Source organism: Methylocystis sp. S23 (assembly GCF_054106005.1).
In genome coordinates, this window is sequence record NZ_CM134185.1 from 1,317,620 (window position 1) to 1,338,283 (window position 20,664).

A 20,664-nucleotide genomic window follows, 5' to 3' on the forward strand; every position below is an offset into this window, starting at 1 on the left:
GCGGATGGGCGCGCTTCTCAGGGCCGGACGCGCCGCAAGCCGCGCGCGGCGAAAAAGGCGAGGATCAGCGCTGGTATGAGCACGCCGGCAAGCGGCGCGGCCAGGTCGGCGTCTGTTTGTTCCGGCGGCTCGGAAAAGCGCGGCAGGGCGTCGTAATCCGCCGCCGTCATCGGCGCGGCGGCCCTGGCGCGGGAAAGAAAGAAGTCCCGCCATTCGACATGGAAGGAGGCGATGCGGTCGAGAAAGCCGCGATAGCGCGCCTCGCCGGAGCCGGCGACATCGGCGAGCGCGCGATAGGTCAGCAGCGCCGGAGAGAGAAAGCCCAAACGGTCGGCGAGCGCGCGCTGCCGGTCCAGTTGCGCGTCATGCCGGGCGATGACGCCTTCGACCCGCTCGAAAGCCGCCTCCTGCGTCGCGAGGCGGCGCAGCGTTCCCTCGCGCGCGCGGTCGCGCTTCTCGCCCTGATGCTCGTCGAGATAGCGGGCGAGCGCGGCGTCGCGCGCCTTGTCGGCGTCGGTCGAGGCCGCGCGCGCGGCGAGAACCATGTCGATGCGCGAGGGCGCGGGATGGGCGTAGCCGGCGAGACTGTTGATTCCCGCAGGCGCCAGCATGGTCAGGACCACCCAGGCGCAGATCAGCGCCAGCGCGTTGAAGGCCGAGCTTTTGCCCAGCCCGTCGACGGCGCCGGCGAGCGCCGCCCAGAACAGGCCGTAGACGAGGACGATCGCCGCGAGCTTGGCGAAGGATGCGGAGAGGACGGCGCCGGCGCCTGCGAAGAACGCGACGCCGGCCGTCGCGGCGAGAAGCGTCGCCATGACGGGAGCCAGCGCCCGCGCCGCGAACTTGCCTGCAAGCGCCGCGCCCGGTTTCCTCGCCGAGGCGAGCGTCATGGCGAGCGTCCCCTGCTCCCGCTCGCCGGCCAGCAGATTGAAAGCCAGCGCGAGAATGACGAGCGGATAGACGAAGACGACGACGAAGGCGAGATCCGTCGACCCGCTCATGAGATTGGCGGGGTTCTCGATTTCGTCGGCGTAAAGAAAGCCGTCCTTCGAGCCCGTCGTCACTTTCACCACCGGCGGAAAGAGGTCGCTCTGCCCGATGGCCGCGATCGCCAGCGGCGCGGCGGCGAGCGCGGCGACGCGGGCGGCGGGTCCGCCGCCCATGAAGGCCGCGTTGCGCGGGTCGCGATAGGGCGGCGGCTCCTCCTTCGCCTCGCCCTTTTCAAGCGTTGCGAGCGTGTTCTTCAGCCCCTCCAGGCGCAGCGCCTCTTCGGCCCGCGCGGCGGCGACAATGCTCTTTCGCGCCTCGACGCGCGCGGCGCTTGTCGAGAGCGAAAAGAGGATGGCGGCGACGAGCGCGCCGAGCGCCAGCCATACGGCGCGCTCGCGCCTCAGGATCAGCGTCTCAAAACGCAGGCCGGCGAGAAAAGCGCTCATAGCGGCCTCAGGCGGCGCGCGGCGAAAAGCGCGAAGGCGACGGTCAGCGCAAGCCAGCCGACGAGGCCCGCGACGGTCTCGCCGCTTCCAGCCAATGCGAAAGCGGCGGTCGGCGCGCGATAGGAGAAGGCGGCGATGCGCCGCCACAGCTCCGGGCCGGCGACATAGCTCTCGTCGCGCTGGAAATGGATGATATTGTCGCTCGCGGCGTTCTGGATTTCGCGGCGATGCGCCTCCGCGGCTGTCGCGAAATCGAATTGCGCGCGGCTGTCGGAGCCCGCGAGGGCCATGGAGAAGGGCTTGAGCGCAAGCAGCGGGAAGAGAAAGCCGGCGCTGGCGCGCAGCGCGTCCTGCCGGTCATAGGCCGCCTGCAGGGCGCCGAAATGCCGGTCATAGATGACGTAGCCGTTCTCGTCGTCCTTGCGCAGCGTCAGGCCGCGAAAGCTCACCGGCAAATCCTCGACGCGCGACACGCCATATGTCTTCAGCGTCTCGTCGCGAAAGGCGAGGAAGGCGGGATGCGTCTCGTCATGGCCGAAGGTCCTGGCCTTGTCTTTCGCGATGGCCGCTCGGAATTCCTGCGCGGTCGGCGTCGGCGCGAGGCTGCGCGCAATGTCGGTCGCGAGGCGCGGCGCGAGGAAGGAATTGACGAGCCAGAAGGCGAGCAGCGCCACCAGCGCCGCGCGGCTCGATTTCGCCAGCGCCGAGACGCCGAGCGCGAGAAAGGCGAAGCCGGCGAGATAGACGGCGTAGCCCCCCGCCAGCGCGCCGAGGCGGACGAATTGATCGCCGAGCGACAGGCGGCTGGCGTCCGTCATCAGCGCCACGGCGACCGCGGCGCCGATGACGGCGGGCGCGAGCAGCGCGGCGCTCGCCCCGATCAAAGCGAGCGCCTTGCCGGCCAGGAGATCGCGCGGCCGGGCCCCGAGGCTCAGCAATTGTTTCAGCGCGCCGCTCTCGCGCTCGCCGGAGAAGCTCGCGAAACCCGCGAGCAGCACGATGAGCGGGGCGACCGTCTGCAGGATGAAGGTGAGCGACAATCCGCCCAGGCGCGCCGCCGCGCCGGCGTCGCGCGCCGCGCGGAACTGCGCCTCGTTCTGCTTATGCGCCTCGAGCCAGACGGCCGAGCCGACATAGGGATCGACGCCCGGATCCGCGAGCGAAAGCGGGCTGAGGGGCTTGAAGGCGTATTGGCCGAAATGGGCGGCGGCGTGGGGGTTCTTGGCGCCCTGGCCGGTCCAGAGGGCGCGGTCGGCTTCCGCCGCCGCGGCGCGCTCGCGCGAGACCCGCGCATTTTCCGCCGCGCCGAAGCCGAGCGCCGCGAGCATCAGGAGCGCGGCGAAGACGAAAAGCGCGAGGAGGCGCCGGTCGCGCCGCATCTCCAGCCATTCCTTGGCGGCGACGGCGCGAACGACGCGCGCCCGCGCCGGCGCCCGAACCGTTCGGGAAAGCGGACCGAAAGCCAGATCGCTCATGCGGCGGCTCCCGTCTTGAAGAGATCCAGATAGGCGCGCTCGAGGCCGAGATGGTCGACGTCGTGGGCGCCGAAAACCGTCGCCAGCCTGCCGCCGGCCATGATGCCGATGCGCGTGCCGCATTGCTTGGCGAGGAAGAGGTCGTGAGTGACCATCAGGATCGCCATGCCTTCCCGCCGCAGATTGTCGACGAGCGCGGCGAATTCATTGGCGGCGAGCGGATCGAGGCCCGAGGTGGGCTCGTCGAGCACGAGCGCCTGGGCGCGCCGCGCCAGCGCGATGGCGACGCCGACCTTCTGGCGCATGCCCTTGGAATAGAGGCGCACCGGCCGCGTCGCCGCTTCCTCCGGAAGGCCGGCGGCGCGGAGCAGCGGCAAAAGCTCGGCGGACGGCGTCGGCGCGCCGGAGACTTCTGTGAAGTAGGCGAGATTCTCGAGCCCGGTGAGCGCGCCGTAGAGCATCACCGTCTCCGGGATGTAAGCGAGCTTCGCCCGCGCCCCGAGCGGGTCCTTCGCCGCGTCGATCCCGCAGACCAGCGCCCGGCCTTCCGTCGGCTCGACGAATCCGAGGAACAGATTGACGGTCGTCGTCTTGCCGGCGCCGTTGGGGCCGAGCAGGCAGAAGACTTCGCTTGCGCCGACGGACAGGTTCAGACGGTTCAGCGCCGGGGCGGCGGCGCCCTCGTAACGCTTGGAGAGATCGCGCGCCTCCAGCATGCCGCATCCTTTCGGCCGCCCGCGCGCGTGGCCTCGCGCAGGGCGCCGGTGTGAGGGAAAGCGCCCAAGCTGCATTCCTCCCGGCGCGTCGTCAAGCCGGCGCGCGGTTGTCGCGGGTTCGGGCGGCTTCGCCATTGCGAGAAGCGACGAAGCAAGCCGGCGCCGTGGCGCGGCCCTGGATTGCTTCGCTTTCGCTCGCAATGACGGCGGTTGCCGCTTAGGCGCCGGAATGGCTCTCCGTGGCTTCGCTCCCGCGACGACGACAGGAGCGTAGCCGCTCACTTCTTCTTGTCGTAGGCCTCGACCACATCCTCGACCGTATGCAGGCCGGGCTCGATCGCATTGACCAGCACCGCCATATTGCCGGGAGCGTGCTCGTTCTTCCACATCTTCATATGGGCGAGCGGGATCTTCTCCCAGGCGAAGACCTCCGACATGCAGGGGTCGATGCGGCGGTCCAGCACGAACTGGTTCGCGGCCGAAGCCTGCTTCAGATGGGCAAAATGCGAGCCCTGGACGCGCTTCTGGCGCATCCAGACATAGCGGGCGTCGAAGGTGATGTTGAAGCCCGAAGTGCCAGCGCAGAACACCACCATGCCGCCGCGCTTGGCGACGAGGCAGGAGACCGGGAAGGTCGCCTCGCCCGGATGCTCGAAGACGATGTCGACGTCCTTCTTAGCCGTGATGTCCCAGATCGCCTTGCCGAACTTGCGCGCTTCCTTGGTCCATTCGTGATATTCGGGCGAATTGACCTTGGGGAGCTGGCCCCAGCACTTGAAGTCCTTGCGGTTGATCACGCCCTTGGCGCCGAGCGACATGACGTAATCGCGCTTGGACTCGTCCGAGATCACGCCGATGGCGTTGGCGCCCGAGGCCGCGCAGAGTTGCACGGCGAAGACGCCGAGGCCGCCCGAGGCGCCCCAGACCAGCACATTATGGCCGGGCTTCAGCTCATGCGGCTCATGGCCGAAGAGCATGCGATAGGCGGTGGCGAGGGTGAGCGTGTAGCAGGCCGCCTCTTCCCAGGAGAGATGCTTGGGACGCGGCATGAGCTGGCGGTCCTGCGCGCGGCAGAACTGGGCGAAGGAGCCGTCCGGCGTCTCATAGCCCCAGATGCGCTGCGAGGGCGAGAACATCGGGTCGCCGCCATTGCACTCCTCGTCGTCCCCGTCATCCTGGTTGCAGTGGATGATGACCTCGTCGCCGACCTTCCAGCGCTTCACCTTGGAGCCCACCGCCCAGACGACGCCCGAGGCGTCGGAGCCGGCGATGTGATAGGGGTTCTTATGAACGTCGAGAGTCGAGACCGGCTCGCCGAGCGAGGCCCAGACGCCATTATAGTTGACGCCGGCCGCCATTACGAGGACGAGCACGTCGTGGCTGTCGAGCGTCCAGGTCGGGACGACTTCGAGCTGCATCGCCGTCTCCGGCGGACCATGACGCTCCTTACGGATCGCCCAGGCGTACATGTTCTTCGGAACATGGCCGAGCGGCGGGATTTCGCCCATCTCGTAAAGGTCTTTCTTCTCGCTCAAGGTAAAGCTCCCTCCCATCCGGGCTCACTGAGACAATATGTAATCCGGCAGCGCTTATAATCGCCCGGCGCCGCCCGGCATAGGGTGAAAATTCCGACGGGTCGGGCGGGTTTCGCCCATGATGAAAGCAAGCGGCCTGCGGGGCTTCGGCCATCCTCGAAAACGCGTCGGTTGCTGGGGCCGGGGAGCCGCTTATCTGAGGGAACGGGGCGGCGGGCTCGCAAGGCGGAGCCTCGGTCATGAGCGATACACAAGTCGCGGCGCTCGATCACACGGTCCAGTTGGCGAATGTCTGGCTCAAGCGATTGGCGGAAGAGGAAAATCTCGGCGACCGGCCGCATGCCTACAGCGCGCTGCGCGCCGTGCTCCACGCGTTGCGCGACCGGCTGACTCCCGAGCAGGCGGTTCATCTGGGCGCGCAGCTCCCCATGCTGCTGCGCGGCCTTTTCTACGAGGGCTGGCATATGGCCGACAAGCCGATGGCGGTCCGCAATGTCGAGGCTTTCGAGAACATGATCGACAGGGAGCTGCCGCCGGGCTTCCCGGTCGACGCGGCGACGGCGGCGCGGGCGGTCTTCGCGGTGATCTGGCGGGAATTGGATTTCAACGAGAGCGCCAAGGTCGTCTCGGACCTGCCTTTGCCGTTGCGGGAGCTGTGGCCGGAGGCGGCGCGGGATTTGGCGAAGGCGCGGTCGGGGGAGTGATCGGTTAAGCCTTGTCGTAAACCAAGCGCCTTCCAAGGGCGGGCGCCGCGCGGGCGCGACCAAGCCGCAACTTGTCAAAACCTCCTTCTGTGCTATCGCAGCATTCCGAGGAGGAGCCCGATGAACGACATGTCTGCCCCGCGACGCGACAAGCCCTGGATGTTCCGCACCTATGCCGGCCACTCGACGGCCGAGGCGTCCAACCGGCTCTATCGCTCCAACCTCGCTAAGGGCCAGACGGGTCTCTCCATCGCCTTCGATCTGCCGACCCAGACGGGTTACGACAGCGACCACATCCTCTCGCGCGGCGAGGTGGGCAAGGTCGGCGTGCCGGTCTCGCATCTGGGCGACATGCGGACCCTTTTCGACGGCATCCCGCTCGCCGAGATGAACACGTCGATGACCATCAACGCCACCGCCGTGTGGCTGATGTCGCTCTATATCGCCGCCGCCGAGGAGCAGGGCGCGCCGCGCGCGAAACTTCAGGGCACGACGCAGAACGACATCATCAAGGAATATCTGTCGCGCGGCTCCTATGTCTTCCCGCCCAAGCAGTCGCTGCGCCTGACCCAGGACCTCATTCTCTTCACCACGAAGGAATGCCCCAAATTCAACCCGATGAACGTCTGCTCCTACCATCTGCAGGAGGCGGGCGCGACGCCGGCGCAGGAGCTCGCTTATGCGCTGGCGACGGCGGTCGCCATTCTCGACGGCGTGAAGGCCGCCGGCCTCTCCGACGAGGATTTCGGGCAGGTCGTCGGCCGAATCTCCTTCTTCGTCAACGCCGGCATGCGCTTCGTCACCGAACTCTCCAAGATGCGCGCCTTCACGGAGCTGTGGGAAGAAATCACCCGCGACCGCTACGGCGTGAGGGACGAGAAGCTGCGCCGTTTCCGCTACGGCGTGCAGGTCAATTCGCTCGGCCTCACCGAGCAGCAGCCGGAAAACAACGTCTATCGCATCCTCATCGAGATGCTGGCCGTCGTGCTCTCCAGGAACGCCCGCGCCCGCGCCGTGCAGCTTCCGGCCTGGAACGAGGCGCTCGGCCTGCCGCGTCCCTTCGATCAGCAATGGTCGCTGCGCATGCAGCAGATCATGGCCTATGAGACCGACCTGCTCGAATATGGCGACATTTTCGACGGAAATCCGGAGATCGCCCGCAAGGTCGCGGAGCTCAAAAGCGAGGCCATGGCCGAGCTGAAGAAGATCGACGAGCTGGGCGGCGCGGCCGCGGCGGTCGAGATCGGCTATATGAAGGGAAAGCTCGTCGAATCCAACACCGCGCGGCTCGAGGCGATCGAGGCCGGCGAGCAGGTCGTGGTGGGGGTGAACAAGTTCACCTCGACCGAGCCGTCCCCGCTGGCGTCCGGGGAAGATTCCATCATGGTCGTGCCGGAGGGCGTCGAGGCGGACCAGATCGCCCGGCTCAAAGCTTGGCGGGAGAGCCGCGACAACAAGGCGGCGCAAGCGGCCATTGAAGAGCTCGCCCGCGCGGCGAAGGAAGGCCGCAACATGGTCGAGCCGTCAATCGCCGCCGCCAAGGCGGGCGTCACGACCGGCGAATGGGGCAATGTGCTGCGCGGCATTTTCGGCGAATATCGCGCGCCGACGGGCGTCTCCTCGACGGCGCGCCAGGTCGGCGGCCAGCTCGACAAGGTGCGCGGCGAGGTGGAGCGCGTCTCCCACAAGATCGGCGCGCGCGCCAAGTTCTTGGTCGGCAAGCCCGGCCTCGACGGCCATTCCAACGGCGCCGAGCAGATCGCGGTGCGCGCCCGCGACGCGGGCTTCGACGTGATCTATGCCGGCATCCGCTCGACGCCGGCCGAACTGGTCGAGACCGCGAAGAAGGAGGGCGTGCATTGCGTCGGCCTCTCCATCCTGTCCGGCTCGCATGTCACGCTCGCGCATGACGTCATGCGGCTGATGAAGGAGGAGGGCGTGACGGCGCCGCTCGTCGTCGGCGGCATCATCCCGCCGGCGGACGAGAAGCTGCTGCTGGAGGCGGGCGTCTCGGCGGTTTATACGCCGAAGAATTACGACCTCAACGTCATCATGACGGATCTGGCGCATATCATCGAGAAGAGCGTGAACTGAGCCCTTTCGCCTCCTCATCCGAGGCGCCAAAATTGCTAGGAGGTCGGCGCGGGTCTCGGCGTCGAAAAAGACGGCGCGCCGAGACCGCGTAAACGGCTTCAATGATCGCTGTGACAAGGAAGCTAGCGATCAACCGGGCATGGGCGGAAAAGAACATGCAAGTGACATTCATCCGAAACACATCCGATGGCCGCGCAATCGAAGTCATCGGTCCTTATGTCTGCGTCGACCGCGACCCGGTCGCGGACCGGGTCGTCGAAGTCCAGAGCCATCCCAATCGCGAGGCCATCCTGGCCGCCGTGCCCAACGCCACGCATATGGCGGGGCCGATCGTGCTGATCGCCGCGGAGGCCTCGGCTGTGCGCGGCGCGCTGGCGGCGGCGCAGGCGCCGGTCACCGATCCAGGCGAAATCTCGAAGCGCATGAGCGAAGCGTGGAAAATACGCAGCCAAAACGCCGGCATAGAATGAGGATGCGGGCGCGAATCGTTCGGCCGGCCCCCTCTCCCCGTGAAAACGGGGAGAGGGCTGGGGTGAGGGGCAAGGCCGCAACGGGAAAATCGGAGATTTGCTAAAGAATCCAGCCGCCATCCATTTGCATGGCGGCTTTGCCCCTCGCCCTGCCCTCTCCCCGCGAGCGGGGAGAGGGAAAGGACTCCCGCGATTGCCGGCTCACTTGACCACGCCTTAGATCACGCTGCGTTTACGCGTGCCGCCTAAACGCAGTCGTCCTTCGACCGATCGCTTTGCCCCCTTCATTGATCAATCTTTCGCAGCGCGATATGCATGGTGGGAACCAATCGTTCTTCGTCTTTGCATAGCGTCATTTCGGCGTCTTTCGCGCCGGGAAAGGTCGAGAGATGGACGTCGCCGTTGCGCCGCAATCGAGTTTCCTGAGCCGCGAACGGACCATCGCCTCGCCGACTTTCAACCGCTGGCTCGTGCCGCCGGCGGCGCTGGCCATTCATCTGTGCATCGGCATGGCCTATGGCTTCTCGGTCTTCTGGCTGCCGCTGTCGCGCGTCGTGGGCGGCGCGCAGCCGAAGGAATGCCCGGGCGATCTGGGCTTCCTCGCGACGGTCTTCGCGACCGATTGCGACTGGAAGATCAGCATGCTCGGCTGGACCTTCACCCTGTTCTTCGTGCTGCTCGGCTCCTCCGCCGCGATCTTCGGCCATTGGCTCGAGACCGCCGGTCCCCGCAAGGCGGGGCTCGCCGCCGCCTTCTGCTGGTGCGGCGGCCTGCTCATCTCCGCGCTCGGCGTCTATCTGCACCAGATCTGGATGCTCTGGATCGGCTCCGGCGTCATTGGCGGCGTCGGCCTGGGACTGGGCTATATCTCGCCTGTCTCCACCCTCATCAAATGGTTCCCCGACCGGCGCGGCCTCGCCACCGGCCTCGCCATTATGGGCTTTGGCGGCGGCGCCATGATCGGCGCGCCGCTCGCCGACAAGCTCATGGGCGTCTTCGCGACGCCGTCTTCGCCCGGCGTCTGGCAGACCTTCGTCGCGCTCGCCGCCATCTATTTCGTCTTCATGGTCTGCGGCGCGCTCGGCTATCGCGTGCCGCCGGAGGGCTGGGCGCCCGCCGGCTGGACGCCGCCCGCCCCGGCCGCCAACGCCATGGTGACGCATCGCCACGTCCATCTCGACGTCGCCTGGCGGACCCCGCAATTCTGGCTGCTCTGGGGCGTGCTCTGCCTCAACGTCTCGGCCGGCATCGGCGTGCTCGGCATGGCCTCGCCCATGCTGCAGGAAGTCTTTGGCGGCAAGCTCATCGGCGTCGATCTCGGCTTCGACGCGCTGAACGGCGACCAGAAGAAGGCGATCGCCGCCATCGCCGCCGGCTTCACCGGGCTCCTGAGCCTTTGCAACATTGGCGGGCGCATCGGCTGGGCCTCGGCCTCCGACGCCTTCGGCCGCAAGGGGACCTACGCCATTTTCTTCGTCGCCGGCTTCATCCTCTATGCGGCGGTTCCCTTCGCGGCGAAGGGCGGCGTCGTCTTCCTCTTCGTGCTGCTCTTCGCCGTCATCATCACCATGTATGGCGGCGGCTTCGCGACGATTCCCGCCTATCTCGCCGACATTTTCGGCACGCATTATGTCGGCGCGATCCATGGGCGGCTGCTCACCGCCTGGTCGACGGCGGGCGTGCTCGGACCGGTGCTCGTCAACTATATCCGCGAATATCAGCTCTCGATCGGGGTGCCGCGCGAGGCCGCTTACAATCAGACCATGTATGTGCTCGCCGGCCTGCTGCTCGCGGGCCTCGCCTGCAACCTCCTCGTCGGGCCCGTGGCGGAGAAATATTACATGAGCGACGAGGAGGCCGCGGCGGCGAAGAAGACGAGCGTCGCCGCCGTCAAGCGCGACGAGAAGGAGCCGCACGCGGATTTCGAGGATTTCGTCGAGGAGGGCCTCGAGCCCGAGGGCGATTCGCCAGCGGCGGCGCGCGCGCTGCCGGCTGGGTTCTCGCCGATCCTCGTCTTGTCCTGGCTCGCCGTCGGCGTTCCGCTCGCCTGGGGCGTCTCGGTGACGGTCCTGAAAGCGCTCGCCTTGTTCAAATAGCGTCCCGGCCGTGAAGGCGATTTCCCCGAGCTTCCGGAGGCGGGCGACGTCCGGGCTCCGCCGCCTATTTCGCGCGCCCGCCACATTTGCTCTCCATTAACCAAATGCGCGCCATGGTAAATTTCCACGGCGCGCCGCGCGCAGCCTCCGACAGGGAATGACATGGCCTCGGCTTGCACCAACGGACTCGATACGGGTTTCGTCGATCTCGGTTACATGAAGGTGGCGGCGCTCGGCGTGGTCCAGGGCATTTCCGAGCTTCTGCCGATCTCCTCGACGGCCCATATGCGCATCGTGCCGGCGCTGCTTGGCTGGAAGGATCCCGGCTCCGCCTTCTCCGCCGCCATGCAGCTCGCCGCGCTCGCCGCCGTCATCAGCTATTTTTGGGGCGATATCCGCACGCTGGCCGTCGGCTCGATTTCCGCGATCAGGCGGCGAGACTTCAACGACTGGACCTTCCGTTTCGTCTTCTGGATCGGGCTGGCGACCATCCCGATCGGGCTTGCGGGCATTCTGCTCTCGCATACGCTGAACATATGCGGTTCGCCCTTGCGCTCGCTGCCCGTGATCGGCATTTCCTGCATCGTGATGGCGGCGCTGCTCGCCATCGCGGAGCTCTATTGCAACCACAAGCGCACGCTCGATCATGTGAGCCTCAAGGACGCGATGATCGTCGGCTTCGCGCAAGTGGGCGCGCTCATCCCCGGCGTGTCGCGCTCCGGCTCGACGCTCACCGCCGCGCTGTTCCTCGATCTCAAGCGCGAGGAAGCGGCGCGTTTCTCCTTCCTGCTCGGCCTGCCCGCCATCGCGCTCGCGGGGCTGAAGGAGCTTTGGGAGCTGCATAAGGCGCATCTCGATTTTCACGGATGGTCGGTCCTATCCGTGGGTCTTCTCGTGGCCTCGATCTCGGCCTTCGCGGCGATCTGGGGCCTGTTGCGCATTCTCGAGCGCTTCTCCGCCTGGCCCTTCGTCGCCTATCGCGCCTTCATCGGCGTCGTTCTGCTCGTGGGCTTCTATGGCGGCTTTTTGGTCTGATCGTCATTGCGAGGAGCGAAACGACGAAGCAATCCAGGGGCGTCGGCGCGGCTCTGGATTGCTTCGCTTCGCTCGCAATGACGGGCGTTGGCCTTTACTCCGCCCCTTCGCGCAATCTTTCGCCTGTTGCGCATTCTCGAGCGCTTCCCCGCCTGGCCCTTCGTCGCCTATCGCGCCTTCATCGGCGTCGTTCCGCTCGTAGGCTTCTATGGCGGCTTTTTGATCGTCATTGCGAGGAGCGAAAGCGACGAAGCAATCCAGCAGCGCCCGCGACGCGGCGCTGGATTGCTTCGCTTCGCTCGCAATGACGGGCGTTGGCTTTTACTCGGCCGCCTCGCGCAATCTTTCGCGTATCTGCGCGCGCAAATCGTCGATCGGGGCAAGACGGCCCTTCTCTTCGTAATGCCAGAAAGTCCAGCCGTTGCAGGCGGGAAGGCCCTGCGCCAGAGCGCCGGTCTTGTGGATCGAGCCGACAAAGCCTGACAGGGACACGGTCCCGTCCGCGCGCACGGTCGCCATGTGGCGTTTCTTCGCGTCGGTCAGCGCGGCGCCCGGCGCGATGAGGCCGGCTTCAACGAGGCTCGCAAAAGCGATGCGCGGCTCCGCGCGTTTCGAAGGCGCGGCGGCGACCGCCTCTTCAGACAAGGGCTCGATCGCGGCGATGCGGGCGACGGCGGCCTTTGCATAGGAAGGCTCGCGTTCGAGTCCGACATAGTCGCGGCGCAAGCGCTTCGCCACGGCGCCGGTCGTGCCGGTGCCGAAGAAGGGATCGAGCACGAGATCGCCGGCGTTCGAGGCCGAGAGGATCACCCGCGCGAGCAAGGTCTCCGGCTTTTGCGTCGGATGCGCCTTGCGCCCATGCGAATCCTTCAGGCGCTCGGCGCCGGTGCAGATGGGCAGCAGCCAGTCCGAGCGCATCTGGCAATCTTCATTGCCGGCCTTCAGCGCTTCGTAATTGAAGGTGTAGCGTTTGGCCGAGGCGTCGCGCGCGGCCCAGATCATCGTCTCATGAGCGTTGGTGAAGCGGCGGCCGCGGAAATTGGGCATGGGATTGTTCTTGCGCCAGACGATGTCGTTGAGGATCCAGAATCCGAGATCCTGCATGATCGCGCCGACGCGGAAGATATTGTGGTAGGAGCCGATGACGAAGATCGTCGCCGAGGGCTTCATCACGCGACGCGCGGCGGAGAGCCAATCGCGCGTGAAGGCGTCATAGGCCGCGAAATCCGTGAACTTGTCCCAATCGTCGTCGACCGCGTCGACGAGGCTTTGATCGGGGCGCGTGAGCTTGCTGGCGAGCTGGAGATTATAGGGCGGATCGGCGAAGACGAGATCGACGCTCTCCGGCGGCATATCTCGCATCAGCTCGACGCAATCGCCCTGCAGGATCATATTGCGCGCCGGCGCCGCGCGGAGCGGCCCCGCAATGGAAGACCCGGTACGCTTGACCTTTATCCGGGTTTGGAGGCGGGCCGCCCCGACGCGCGCGCTACTCATTCACTCAACACCGCATACGCTACCAACGCGTGCGATATTGCCGAAACGAAGTAAAAACCGCGTATAGGAGCGGGGTTGGCAACCGTCCCTTTTTCGAACGGAAATCTTAATGAAACAAAAAACTTAGCCGTAACGACCGCGCCGTCATCCCTCGCATAGCGGCGAGAAGCTCAGGCGATGCGCGGGCGTCGGGCCGTTTTCGCGCAGCGCGTCGAGATGGCGCTTCACGGCGTAGCCGACATTGGTCTCGAAGCCGTAATCCGGATAGACCGCGCCGAGGCGCCGCATCATGGCGTCGCGCGCGACTTTCGCGACGATCGCGGCGGCGGAAACGGAAAGCGCCAGGGCGTCGCCTTTCACGATCGCCCGGCAGGGACAGGACAGACGCGGCGGATCGGAACCGTCGACCAGGACAAAAGCCGGCGCATGGGAGAGCGTGGCGACCGCGCGCGCCATGGCGGCGAGCGACGCCTGGCGGATATTCATCGCGTCGATTTCCGCCGGCGTGACGAAGGCGACGCTCACCGCGAGCGCCCGCGACATGATGATCTCGAAGGCCGCTTCGCGCTGCTTCTGCGTGAGCGCTTTGGAATCGTTCAAACCGCGCGGCAGGCGCTTCGGGTCGAGGATCACGGCGGCGGCGGCGACCGGGCCGGCGAGCGGACCGCGCCCGACCTCGTCCACGCCCGCGACGGGCCAGACGCCCTGACGATGCAGACGGCTTTCGAGACGGAAATCCGGACCCATGCCGACCCTTGAAAATTACGGACACGCCGCGCGCATCGCCTTTTAGCGGCATGACGTCCGGAAGGTCGAGAAAAATCCTTCCGGCGCGATCGATCTCTCGGCGCAGAGCGCGCTTCCCGCCCTTTTCGGCTCTCTAAAACAGCGTGAGCTGCTGCGGTCCGCGTCGCGGCGGTTCGAAAAGATCGGTTCGCAGCTTCATCGACGACTGGGAGAAGCCCAGCCGCTTCGCGGCGATCTCGAAACGCCGGCCGATCATCCAGGCATAGGGCCCGTCGCCCGTCATGCGCTTGCCGAAAGTCGGATCGTAGATCTTGCCGCCGCGCGTCGAGCGCACGAGCGACAAAGCGCGGCGCGCCTTGTCCGGGAAATGGGCGACGAGCCATTCGCTGAAAAGATCGCGCAATTCGAGCGGCAAGCGCAGCATGATATAGCCGGCCTCGCGCGCGCCGGCCGCATGCGCGCGCGTCAATATGGCTTCGATCTCGTCGTCATTGACCGCCGGAATGACCGGCGCCGTCATCACGGCGACGGGAACGCCCGCCGCCGCGAGCTTTTCCATGGCGTCGAGCCGGCGCTCGGGCGTCGCGGCGCGCGGCTCCATGATGCGCGCGAGGCGCGGGTCGAGCGTCGTCACCGAGAAAGCGACTTTCGCGAGTCCCTCGCGCGCCATGGGCGCGAGGAGATCGAGATCGCGCAGCACCAGCGCGGACTTCGTGACGATCGCGACCGGATGCCGCGCGCGCGCCAGGACCTCGAGAATCGACCGCATGACGCGATGGCGCTTCTCCACAGGCTGATAGGGATCGGTGTTCGTTCCAATCGCGATGACCTTGGGAACATATCTGGGCGCGGACAATTCGCGCTCGAGGAGCTGCGCGGCGCCGTCCTTGACGAAGATCTCCGTCTCGAAATCGAGCCCGGGCGAGAGGCCCATATAAGCATGGGTCGGCCGCGCGAAGCAGTAGACGCAGCCATGCTCGCAGCCGCGATAGGGATTGATGGAGCGGTCGAAGGAGATGTCGGGCGAATCGTTGCGCGTGACGATCGAGCGCGGCTTCTCGACATGAATATTGGTCTTGAGGGCCTCGAGACTTTCGAGCGACCCCCAGCCGTCGTCGATTTCCTCCCGGCTTTCCGCCTCGTAGCGTCCGCCGCGCTTCGACAGCGCGCCGCGCCCGCGCCGGCGCTCCGGCTCCACGAGCGATCCCGCCGGGACCGCGGCGGGATGGGAAGAGATTTCCGCGAGCCGACCCATGACGAACTCCCGAAGCGAGAAACCGGCCTCGATGGGAAGCCGGCGGCGCCGGCTTCCCATTTCGCGATTCTGGGGACTTATGCTCCGACGCGGCTCGACCCGCCGCGACGGAACATATCGCGAATAAGGAACAAATATAGAACATAACGCCGGCGCGCAAGAGTCCAAATCCTCCCCAGGGCGACCGGGTGAACGATCATCTCTGCGAAAGCTCGAAGTTCAGGCGGCTGGACGGCGGCCGCGTCGAGAAGCCGGGAAATCGGGCGTCAGTACTCCCCGCGCAGAGTCACCATGAAATTGCGTGGCTCGCCCGGCGTGTTGTAGGTGTTCGCGCCGCCGACGCGCGTGTAGTATTTCTGGTCGGTGAGGTTGTTGAGATTGACCTGCAGCGTCACATAGTCGTTGAGCTTGTACGCCGCCATCGCGTTGACGACCGCGTAAGCGGGCCCGTGCCGCGCTTCGTTCAGGCTGTTGACCGCGCCGGAAAGGCCGCTTTGCGCGACGACGCCAGCGCCGACCGTAAAGCCCTTCAGCTCCCCGTCGAAATCATATTTGCCCCAGATCTTGAACATATGGGTGGGATACCAGGAGTTGATCGGCCTGCCTTGATTGTTCCTGTCGGCGAGCAGGGCCGTTTTCATGTAAGTGTAGCCGCCGACGACGTCCAAGCCCGGCAGAGGACGCGAAATCGCGGGAAGATCATAATCCGCAAAAGGCTTGCCCGAGAACTCGACCTCGACGCCATAGGACTCGGCCAGCCCCGCCTGAAGAAAATAGCCCGGATTGGCCGGATCGGCGAAAGAACGGTTTTGATCGCGAATGTCGAACCAGGCGACCGACGTATTGAGCTTCTTGTCCAGGAACTCGCCTTTGACGCCCGCTTCGATCTGGCCGCCAATGCGCGGGTCGAGCGTCGTGCGGTCGGCCCTTTGCTGCGTTTGCGGAATGAAAATGTCGGTATAGCCGCCATAGAGATTGATTTCGTCCGTCAGCCGGTAGATCCCCGCTATGTACGGCGTGAAACGGTGATTGGCTTTCGCGCCGTCTCTCCAGACGCCGGGCATGCTCGGCAGCGCGGCGCGGCTCTTGGCGAAGAAATTCGTCAGGCGCCCGCCGAAAACAAAGGTGAGCGGCTCGATCGGCGTAACGCGGAACTGAGCATAGGCGCCGTGTTGCAGCGTCTGATTCTCTCCGCCCTGGCTGAACGGCCTGAGGTTCGGACCGAGCGCGTTCGGCCAGAAGACCGGAATATTGTTCACGGAGACGGCAGGCGCGCCTTTGTGCTCATAGGAGAAGCGGTCGTAATTATAGCCGAGGGTCAAGGCGTTCTTGAGCGGCAGGAATGGGAGCGAGCCGGACAAATAGGAATCAACGCCGGTTCGATGATACCAATAGATGAAATGCCGATGGGCGTATTGCGCTCTCCAATTGGACGGATTGACGCCGGTCGTCGGATAGGCGTCGTCAAACTCGAAAGCCTGGTCCCGGCGGTTGAAGTTGACCTTCGCGACCCAGTCGCCGCCGAAGCGATGTTCGATACGGATAGTCTTGTCCTCCGTATCCCATCGGTAATTCGCCCAGTCCGGATAGGGATTCCAGGATCGCGGGGCGTCGAGGAAATAGGGGCTGGTCTGGCCGAAGAAAGGTATGGCCGCCACCGGCTGGCCCGAATAGGCCGGATCGGCGGTTCTTTGACGGGTATAGGAGACATTCGCCAGAGTGTCCGGCGTGATGTCATATTCGAGCGCGCCGTAGCCCACCCATTTGTTTCCGTCGCGCGACGGCTCAAAGAAGAAATGTCTGGCCTGATGAAGCACGAGCGCGCGATAGCGCAGCGTCCGGTCTTCATTGATCGGACCGGTGACGTCCACCATGCCGCGATAATTGTCCCACGAGCCGGCGCTGAACTCGCTCCTGATCTTGAACTCGTCCCGCGGCCGTTTCTTCACGACGTTGAGGACGCCGCCGGGACTGCCCGAGCCGCTCAGCAGGCCGGCCGGGCCCTTGAGCACTTCGAGGCGGTCATAGACGGCGAGATCGAGCTGCTGATAGCCGGCCAGGCCGCTATAACTGGGGACGCCGTCATTCGCGACGTCGAGAACATAGCCGCGCGACGCGGGCTGGCTTTGCGTGACGTCGTTGGAGATCGCGCTGACGCCGGGCATCCAGAACATCGCGTCCTGCACGGTGTTCAACTGCATGTCGTTCATCTGCGCGCGCGTCATCACCGACACGGATTGCGGAATTTCCTTTCGCGGCAGCGGCGTCTTTCCCGCGACCGTGACGAGCGGCGTCGTATAGCTTCCCGAGCCCTCCGTGATCGCGCCGCGCTCGGCGGCATAGGCGGTCTTGCCCGCCCCGCGACCGGAGCCGTTCCCGGCATTGTCGGCCCTGTGGTCGGCGCCCACTTCGATCGGCGGCAGCGCCGTCGCGCCGCGCGGGCTCGCGTCGCTCATCGTCCGGCCCGCTTGCGCCAAGATGATCGAAACGGCGCGGCCATTCCCGGAAAGGCGGTAGGAAAGGCCCGAACCTGACAAGAGGCGGTCGAGTCCGTCCCGCACGGAATAGGCTCCCGAAAGCCCAGGGGTCTTCAGCCGCTCCGTAATGTGGGAGTCGTAGAGGACGTGCAGCTCGCTCCTGTCGGCGAAGGCGTTGAGCGCGGCGCCCATGGAGCCGGCGGGAATCTCGTATGCGTGAACGAAGCTTTTGCGCTCTTGCGGGGAAATGGAAGCCTGGGCGGGATAGACGGGGCCCCCTACGCCGATCGTCAGAGCGTTCAGCGCCAGCGCGACCGCCGTCGACCCCATTTTCGCGCTCCTGCGCCGAACCTTCCCCCGTGCCATGCGCCGCATCCTCCGCCATATGATCGTCGGAACCGGAGCCCGGTCCCTGACCACTGGACGCGGCAGGCGGAAAGAGCGGAACCTCGACGGCGAAGATTTTCGAAGCCGCGCGGGCGGCGATCGCCTTAAAGCAACAGAATGACGTAGCTGGTCAGGTGGATCGCGCGCAGCCCTAGCGACGCTTCGATCTCTCGAAGCGACTGGAGCGGATCGTCGGAGCCGAACACGCCGCTGATCCGGCGCTCGCAGGTCGAGGCCCTGACGCAGTATATGACGCCGCGGCGATAGCGGCCGAGCGCCCGCAGCGCCTCGCCGAGCGGCTTCTTTTCGACGATCAGCTTGCCCCGCCGCCACGCGGTCGCGCTGGTCGCGTCGACGGCCGATGGCGGTTCGACCCCCGCGCCAGGCCCATAGGCGCTTTGCTGCCCTTCCTCCACGACGACGTCCTGGCCGCCATTCGAGACCTTCACGCGGCGCTTCGCGACGATGACGCGCGCGCCGGATGTTCCGAGCGCGACGTCGAAGGCCGTGCCGAGCGCCGTCACGGTCCCGCCGCCCGCTTCGACGACAAACGGCCGCGCCGCATCCGGGGCGACGTCGAACCATGCCTCGCCGCCCAGAAGGATCACGCGCCGTTCGGAAGCGGCGTAGCGAAGCGCGATCGACGTTCGCGAGTCGAGCTGGACGCGCGAGCCGTCCTCGAGCGTCACGAGCTTCGTCTCGCCGATCCCCGCGCGATAGTCGGACCGCAGCAGCGCGTCGATGTCGGCGAAATCGATCAGCGCCAGGGAAGCGGCGGCGAAAGCCGACGCGCCGGCGACGATCCGCCGCCGCCACGGATGGGCGCCCGCCCGCCGCCGGGACGAATTCATCCCGGCGAGATGGCCGTACATCTGCAGGACTTCTTCGAAGGCCTCGGCGTTTTGCGGACTGCCGGCGCGCCATTTCTCGAAGTCGGCCGCCTCTCCGGCCGACAAATCGCCCGCCCTCAGGCGCACGAACCATTCGATCGCCGCGTCGCCCGCGGGGTCGGAGTCATCGCTTCGCGCTTCCTCATTCATGGGCGTCATCGGAGGACCAATCCTCGCTCGCGCGGCATGAACGCGCCGCCATTTTATGGCCTCTAAGCACAAGACGCCGTCGGACGGCAAACGGGAGCCGGCGCCGGGAAATCACTCCCGGGCGTTTCTCAGCGCCGCGCGGCAGGTCCGGAGCGCCACGCTGATATGCTTGCGGACCATTCGGTCGGAAATCTCCAGCCTCCGCGCAATCTCGTGAAGCGGAACGTCCTCATAAACATGCAGCGTGAAGACCTGGCGGCTCCGCGGCGGGAGCGAGGCGACCGCCGAACGGAGCAGAAGGGACTTGCGCTCATATTCCATGCGTTCGTCGGGCGGCGCGTCCGGGGACGGCGCTTCGACGACATAGTCGCCAAATTGTATGTAACGCGCTTCCGTCTTGCGCCGGCGCATGAAGTCGCGCGCCAGATTGGTCGCGATCGTCTTCAGGAAGGCGGACGGATCGTTGATGGTCTCCGGCTTTTCGAGCCTGACGACCCGCACGAAGGTTTCCTGCAGCAGATCCGGAGCGTCGCTCGAGCCCACCTTGCGCGCGAGATAGCGAAGAAGGACAGCCCGGTTCGAAAGGAAAAGCTCGCGAAGCGAAGACGATTTTCTGCCGGAAGCGCGCGGCCGGCCGCCGCTTGACGAGAGGAACGGAGACACGATGCTTCTCCCAGGGCGGCTCTACCGGCCGCTTGAACCGAATGAATGGGGCGCGCGCCTCGCGGCGGCGTTCGGTCGGTCAGGAGAAGGAAGGCGGCGCGCGGGACGCCCAATTATTCAACCGCTCCGGGAGAGGCCGATCCTCGCGGCGCTCCCAGCCGAGAAAGAGCGTTCGCGCGATCGGCGCCGGGTTCGCGGCCACGGCGTAAACGGCGACAAAGGCCAGGAGGGACGATGCGCGCGCGCTCGCCAGACAGGCGCCGCAGCATTTGGCGGGGTCGCGCCCGTCATGCGAGGAGTCGCCGCCTTCGCCGCTCGCGTTGCAAAGCCCGGCGACGCTCTCGGAGAATGGCGAGAGACCGGAGGCCTCGCCGGCGGCTCTCGCCGAGCCGACCAAAGCCGCGAGCTGAAGCGAAAAAACGGAAAGCACGGCGCAGGCGATGATCGCGCGCCGGAAAATGCCGTGCTTTGCCTGTCCCCAAGCCATCCGTGCTAGAATGGCCGACATCGCCCGCCTGTCAAGAGCCGCGTTCAAGCTTGATGGTAAAAAGTCCGCGGGTCGCGGGCGTCCCCTGGAGTGCTTCGCCTTCGGCTCGCAATGACGCCCGAATTCTCGCGACGCGATCTAGGCGGCGGGGCGATCGACGATCAGCCCGATAATCCCGCCCACGACCGCGCCGCCGATCGCGCCGATGAAGGCGACGTCGAATCCGCCCGCGAGGACGCCGAGCGCGGCTCCCAAGGTCGCGCCGACGCCCGCGAGGGCCAGGGCGCCGGTCGGCAGATCGTTGCTGACATTGGCCATGTTGGGCCCCTTTCGCCGGGACCTGTAAGAAGAGGGCCGCCTTGGCGCGCGCGGCGCCGCGATCCGGCGGCCCGTTTCACTCGTATGGACGGGCCTTTTGGAGGATGTTCATTCTCCGCCGCCAATGCGAGGCGGCGCGGCCGCCGAAGCAATCCAAGGGCCGCGATCATGGCTCCGGATTGCTTCGCTTCGCTCGCAAGGACGGCGGAAAACATCGGCAAAAAGACCGGCA

At 66.2% G+C, this 20,664-nt stretch carries 17 protein-coding genes; 5 read left to right on the forward strand and 12 right to left on the reverse strand.

What is annotated here, in order from left to right; translation table 11 throughout:
- Nucleotides 1–17: 17 nt before the first annotated feature.
- The 4 genes from ACV7JP_RS06675 to ccrA form a co-directional block, all read right to left on the reverse strand.
- Nucleotides 18–1,436 carry a DUF3526 domain-containing protein gene (locus ACV7JP_RS06675; protein ID WP_457798441.1) on the reverse strand — a complete coding sequence of 473 codons (1,419 nt, stop codon included), beginning with the start codon at nt 1,434–1,436 and terminating at the stop codon, nt 18–20.
- Nucleotides 1,433–2,911: an ABC transporter permease subunit gene (locus ACV7JP_RS06680; RefSeq protein WP_457798442.1), complete on the reverse strand. Its 1,479-nt coding sequence runs from the start codon at nt 2,909–2,911 to the stop codon at nt 1,433–1,435. The genes ACV7JP_RS06675 and ACV7JP_RS06680 overlap by 4 nt, the downstream gene beginning before the upstream one ends.
- A complete protein-coding gene (locus tag ACV7JP_RS06685; RefSeq protein WP_457798443.1) occupies nt 2,908–3,627 on the reverse strand; it encodes an ABC transporter ATP-binding protein in 720 nt (239 codons plus the stop codon). The genes ACV7JP_RS06680 and ACV7JP_RS06685 overlap by 4 nt, the downstream gene beginning before the upstream one ends.
- 278 nt (nt 3,628–3,905) lie before the next feature.
- Nucleotides 3,906–5,162 (reverse strand): crotonyl-CoA carboxylase/reductase, encoded by a 1,257-nt coding sequence (gene ccrA, locus ACV7JP_RS06690; RefSeq protein ID WP_457798444.1) that lies wholly within the window; start codon nt 5,160–5,162, stop codon nt 3,906–3,908.
- Between the two features lie 239 nt (nt 5,163–5,401).
- Between ccrA and ACV7JP_RS06695 the strand changes: the two genes are divergently transcribed.
- The 5 genes from ACV7JP_RS06695 to ACV7JP_RS06715 all read left to right on the forward strand — a co-directional run bounded on the left by ACV7JP_RS06695 (nt 5,402) and on the right by ACV7JP_RS06715 (nt 11,561).
- The gene (locus tag ACV7JP_RS06695; protein ID WP_457798445.1) at nt 5,402–5,866 is read left to right on the forward strand and encodes a DUF2267 domain-containing protein; all 465 of its coding nucleotides are present in this window, start codon (nt 5,402–5,404) and stop codon (nt 5,864–5,866) included.
- A gap of 120 nt (nt 5,867–5,986) precedes the next feature.
- A complete protein-coding gene (locus ACV7JP_RS06700; RefSeq protein ID WP_457798446.1) occupies nt 5,987–7,960 on the forward strand; it encodes a protein meaA in 1,974 nt (657 codons plus the stop codon).
- Nucleotides 7,961–8,115: 155 nt separating this feature from the next.
- The gene (locus ACV7JP_RS06705) at nt 8,116–8,430 is read left to right on the forward strand and encodes a hypothetical protein (protein ID WP_457798447.1); all 315 of its coding nucleotides are present in this window, start codon (nt 8,116–8,118) and stop codon (nt 8,428–8,430) included.
- 389 nt (nt 8,431–8,819) lie between these two features.
- Nucleotides 8,820–10,526 carry an OFA family MFS transporter gene (locus tag ACV7JP_RS06710; protein WP_457798448.1) on the forward strand — a complete coding sequence of 569 codons (1,707 nt, stop codon included), beginning with the start codon at nt 8,820–8,822 and terminating at the stop codon, nt 10,524–10,526.
- A 162-nt stretch (nt 10,527–10,688) separates the two neighbouring features.
- A complete protein-coding gene (locus tag ACV7JP_RS06715; RefSeq protein ID WP_457798449.1) occupies nt 10,689–11,561 on the forward strand; it encodes an undecaprenyl-diphosphate phosphatase in 873 nt (290 codons plus the stop codon).
- A 321-nt stretch (nt 11,562–11,882) separates the two neighbouring features.
- On the opposite strand, the gene ACV7JP_RS06720 is transcribed toward ACV7JP_RS06715, so the two are convergent.
- The 8 genes from ACV7JP_RS06720 to ACV7JP_RS06755 all read right to left on the reverse strand — a co-directional run bounded on the left by ACV7JP_RS06720 (nt 11,883) and on the right by ACV7JP_RS06755 (nt 20,432).
- Nucleotides 11,883–13,058: a DNA methyltransferase gene (locus tag ACV7JP_RS06720; RefSeq protein WP_457798450.1), complete on the reverse strand. Its 1,176-nt coding sequence runs from the start codon at nt 13,056–13,058 to the stop codon at nt 11,883–11,885.
- Between the two features lie 144 nt (nt 13,059–13,202).
- Entirely contained in the window at nt 13,203–13,805 is a 603-nt protein-coding gene (locus ACV7JP_RS06725; RefSeq protein WP_457798451.1) for a ribonuclease HII, read from the reverse strand.
- A 133-nt stretch (nt 13,806–13,938) separates the two neighbouring features.
- On the reverse strand, nt 13,939–15,060 hold the full coding sequence (locus ACV7JP_RS06730; protein WP_457798452.1) for a PA0069 family radical SAM protein: 1,122 nt from the start codon (nt 15,058–15,060) through the stop codon (nt 13,939–13,941).
- A gap of 266 nt (nt 15,061–15,326) precedes the next feature.
- The gene (locus ACV7JP_RS06735; protein WP_457798453.1) at nt 15,327–17,867 is read right to left on the reverse strand and encodes a TonB-dependent siderophore receptor; all 2,541 of its coding nucleotides are present in this window, start codon (nt 17,865–17,867) and stop codon (nt 15,327–15,329) included.
- Between the two features lie 161 nt (nt 17,868–18,028).
- A complete protein-coding gene (locus tag ACV7JP_RS06740; RefSeq protein WP_457798454.1) occupies nt 18,029–18,973 on the reverse strand; it encodes a FecR family protein in 945 nt (314 codons plus the stop codon).
- A gap of 102 nt (nt 18,974–19,075) precedes the next feature.
- Nucleotides 19,076–19,627, reverse strand: a complete 552-nt coding sequence (locus ACV7JP_RS06745) for an RNA polymerase sigma factor (RefSeq protein ID WP_457798455.1) — start codon at nt 19,625–19,627, stop codon at nt 19,076–19,078.
- Nucleotides 19,628–19,706: 79 nt separating this feature from the next.
- Nucleotides 19,707–20,135 (reverse strand): hypothetical protein, encoded by a 429-nt coding sequence (locus ACV7JP_RS06750; protein ID WP_457798456.1) that lies wholly within the window; start codon nt 20,133–20,135, stop codon nt 19,707–19,709.
- Nucleotides 20,136–20,252: 117 nt separating this feature from the next.
- Complete coding sequence (locus ACV7JP_RS06755) at nt 20,253–20,432, reverse strand: hypothetical protein (RefSeq protein WP_457798457.1); 180 nt, start codon at nt 20,430–20,432, stop codon at nt 20,253–20,255.
- Between the last annotated feature and the right edge of the window lie 232 nt (nt 20,433–20,664).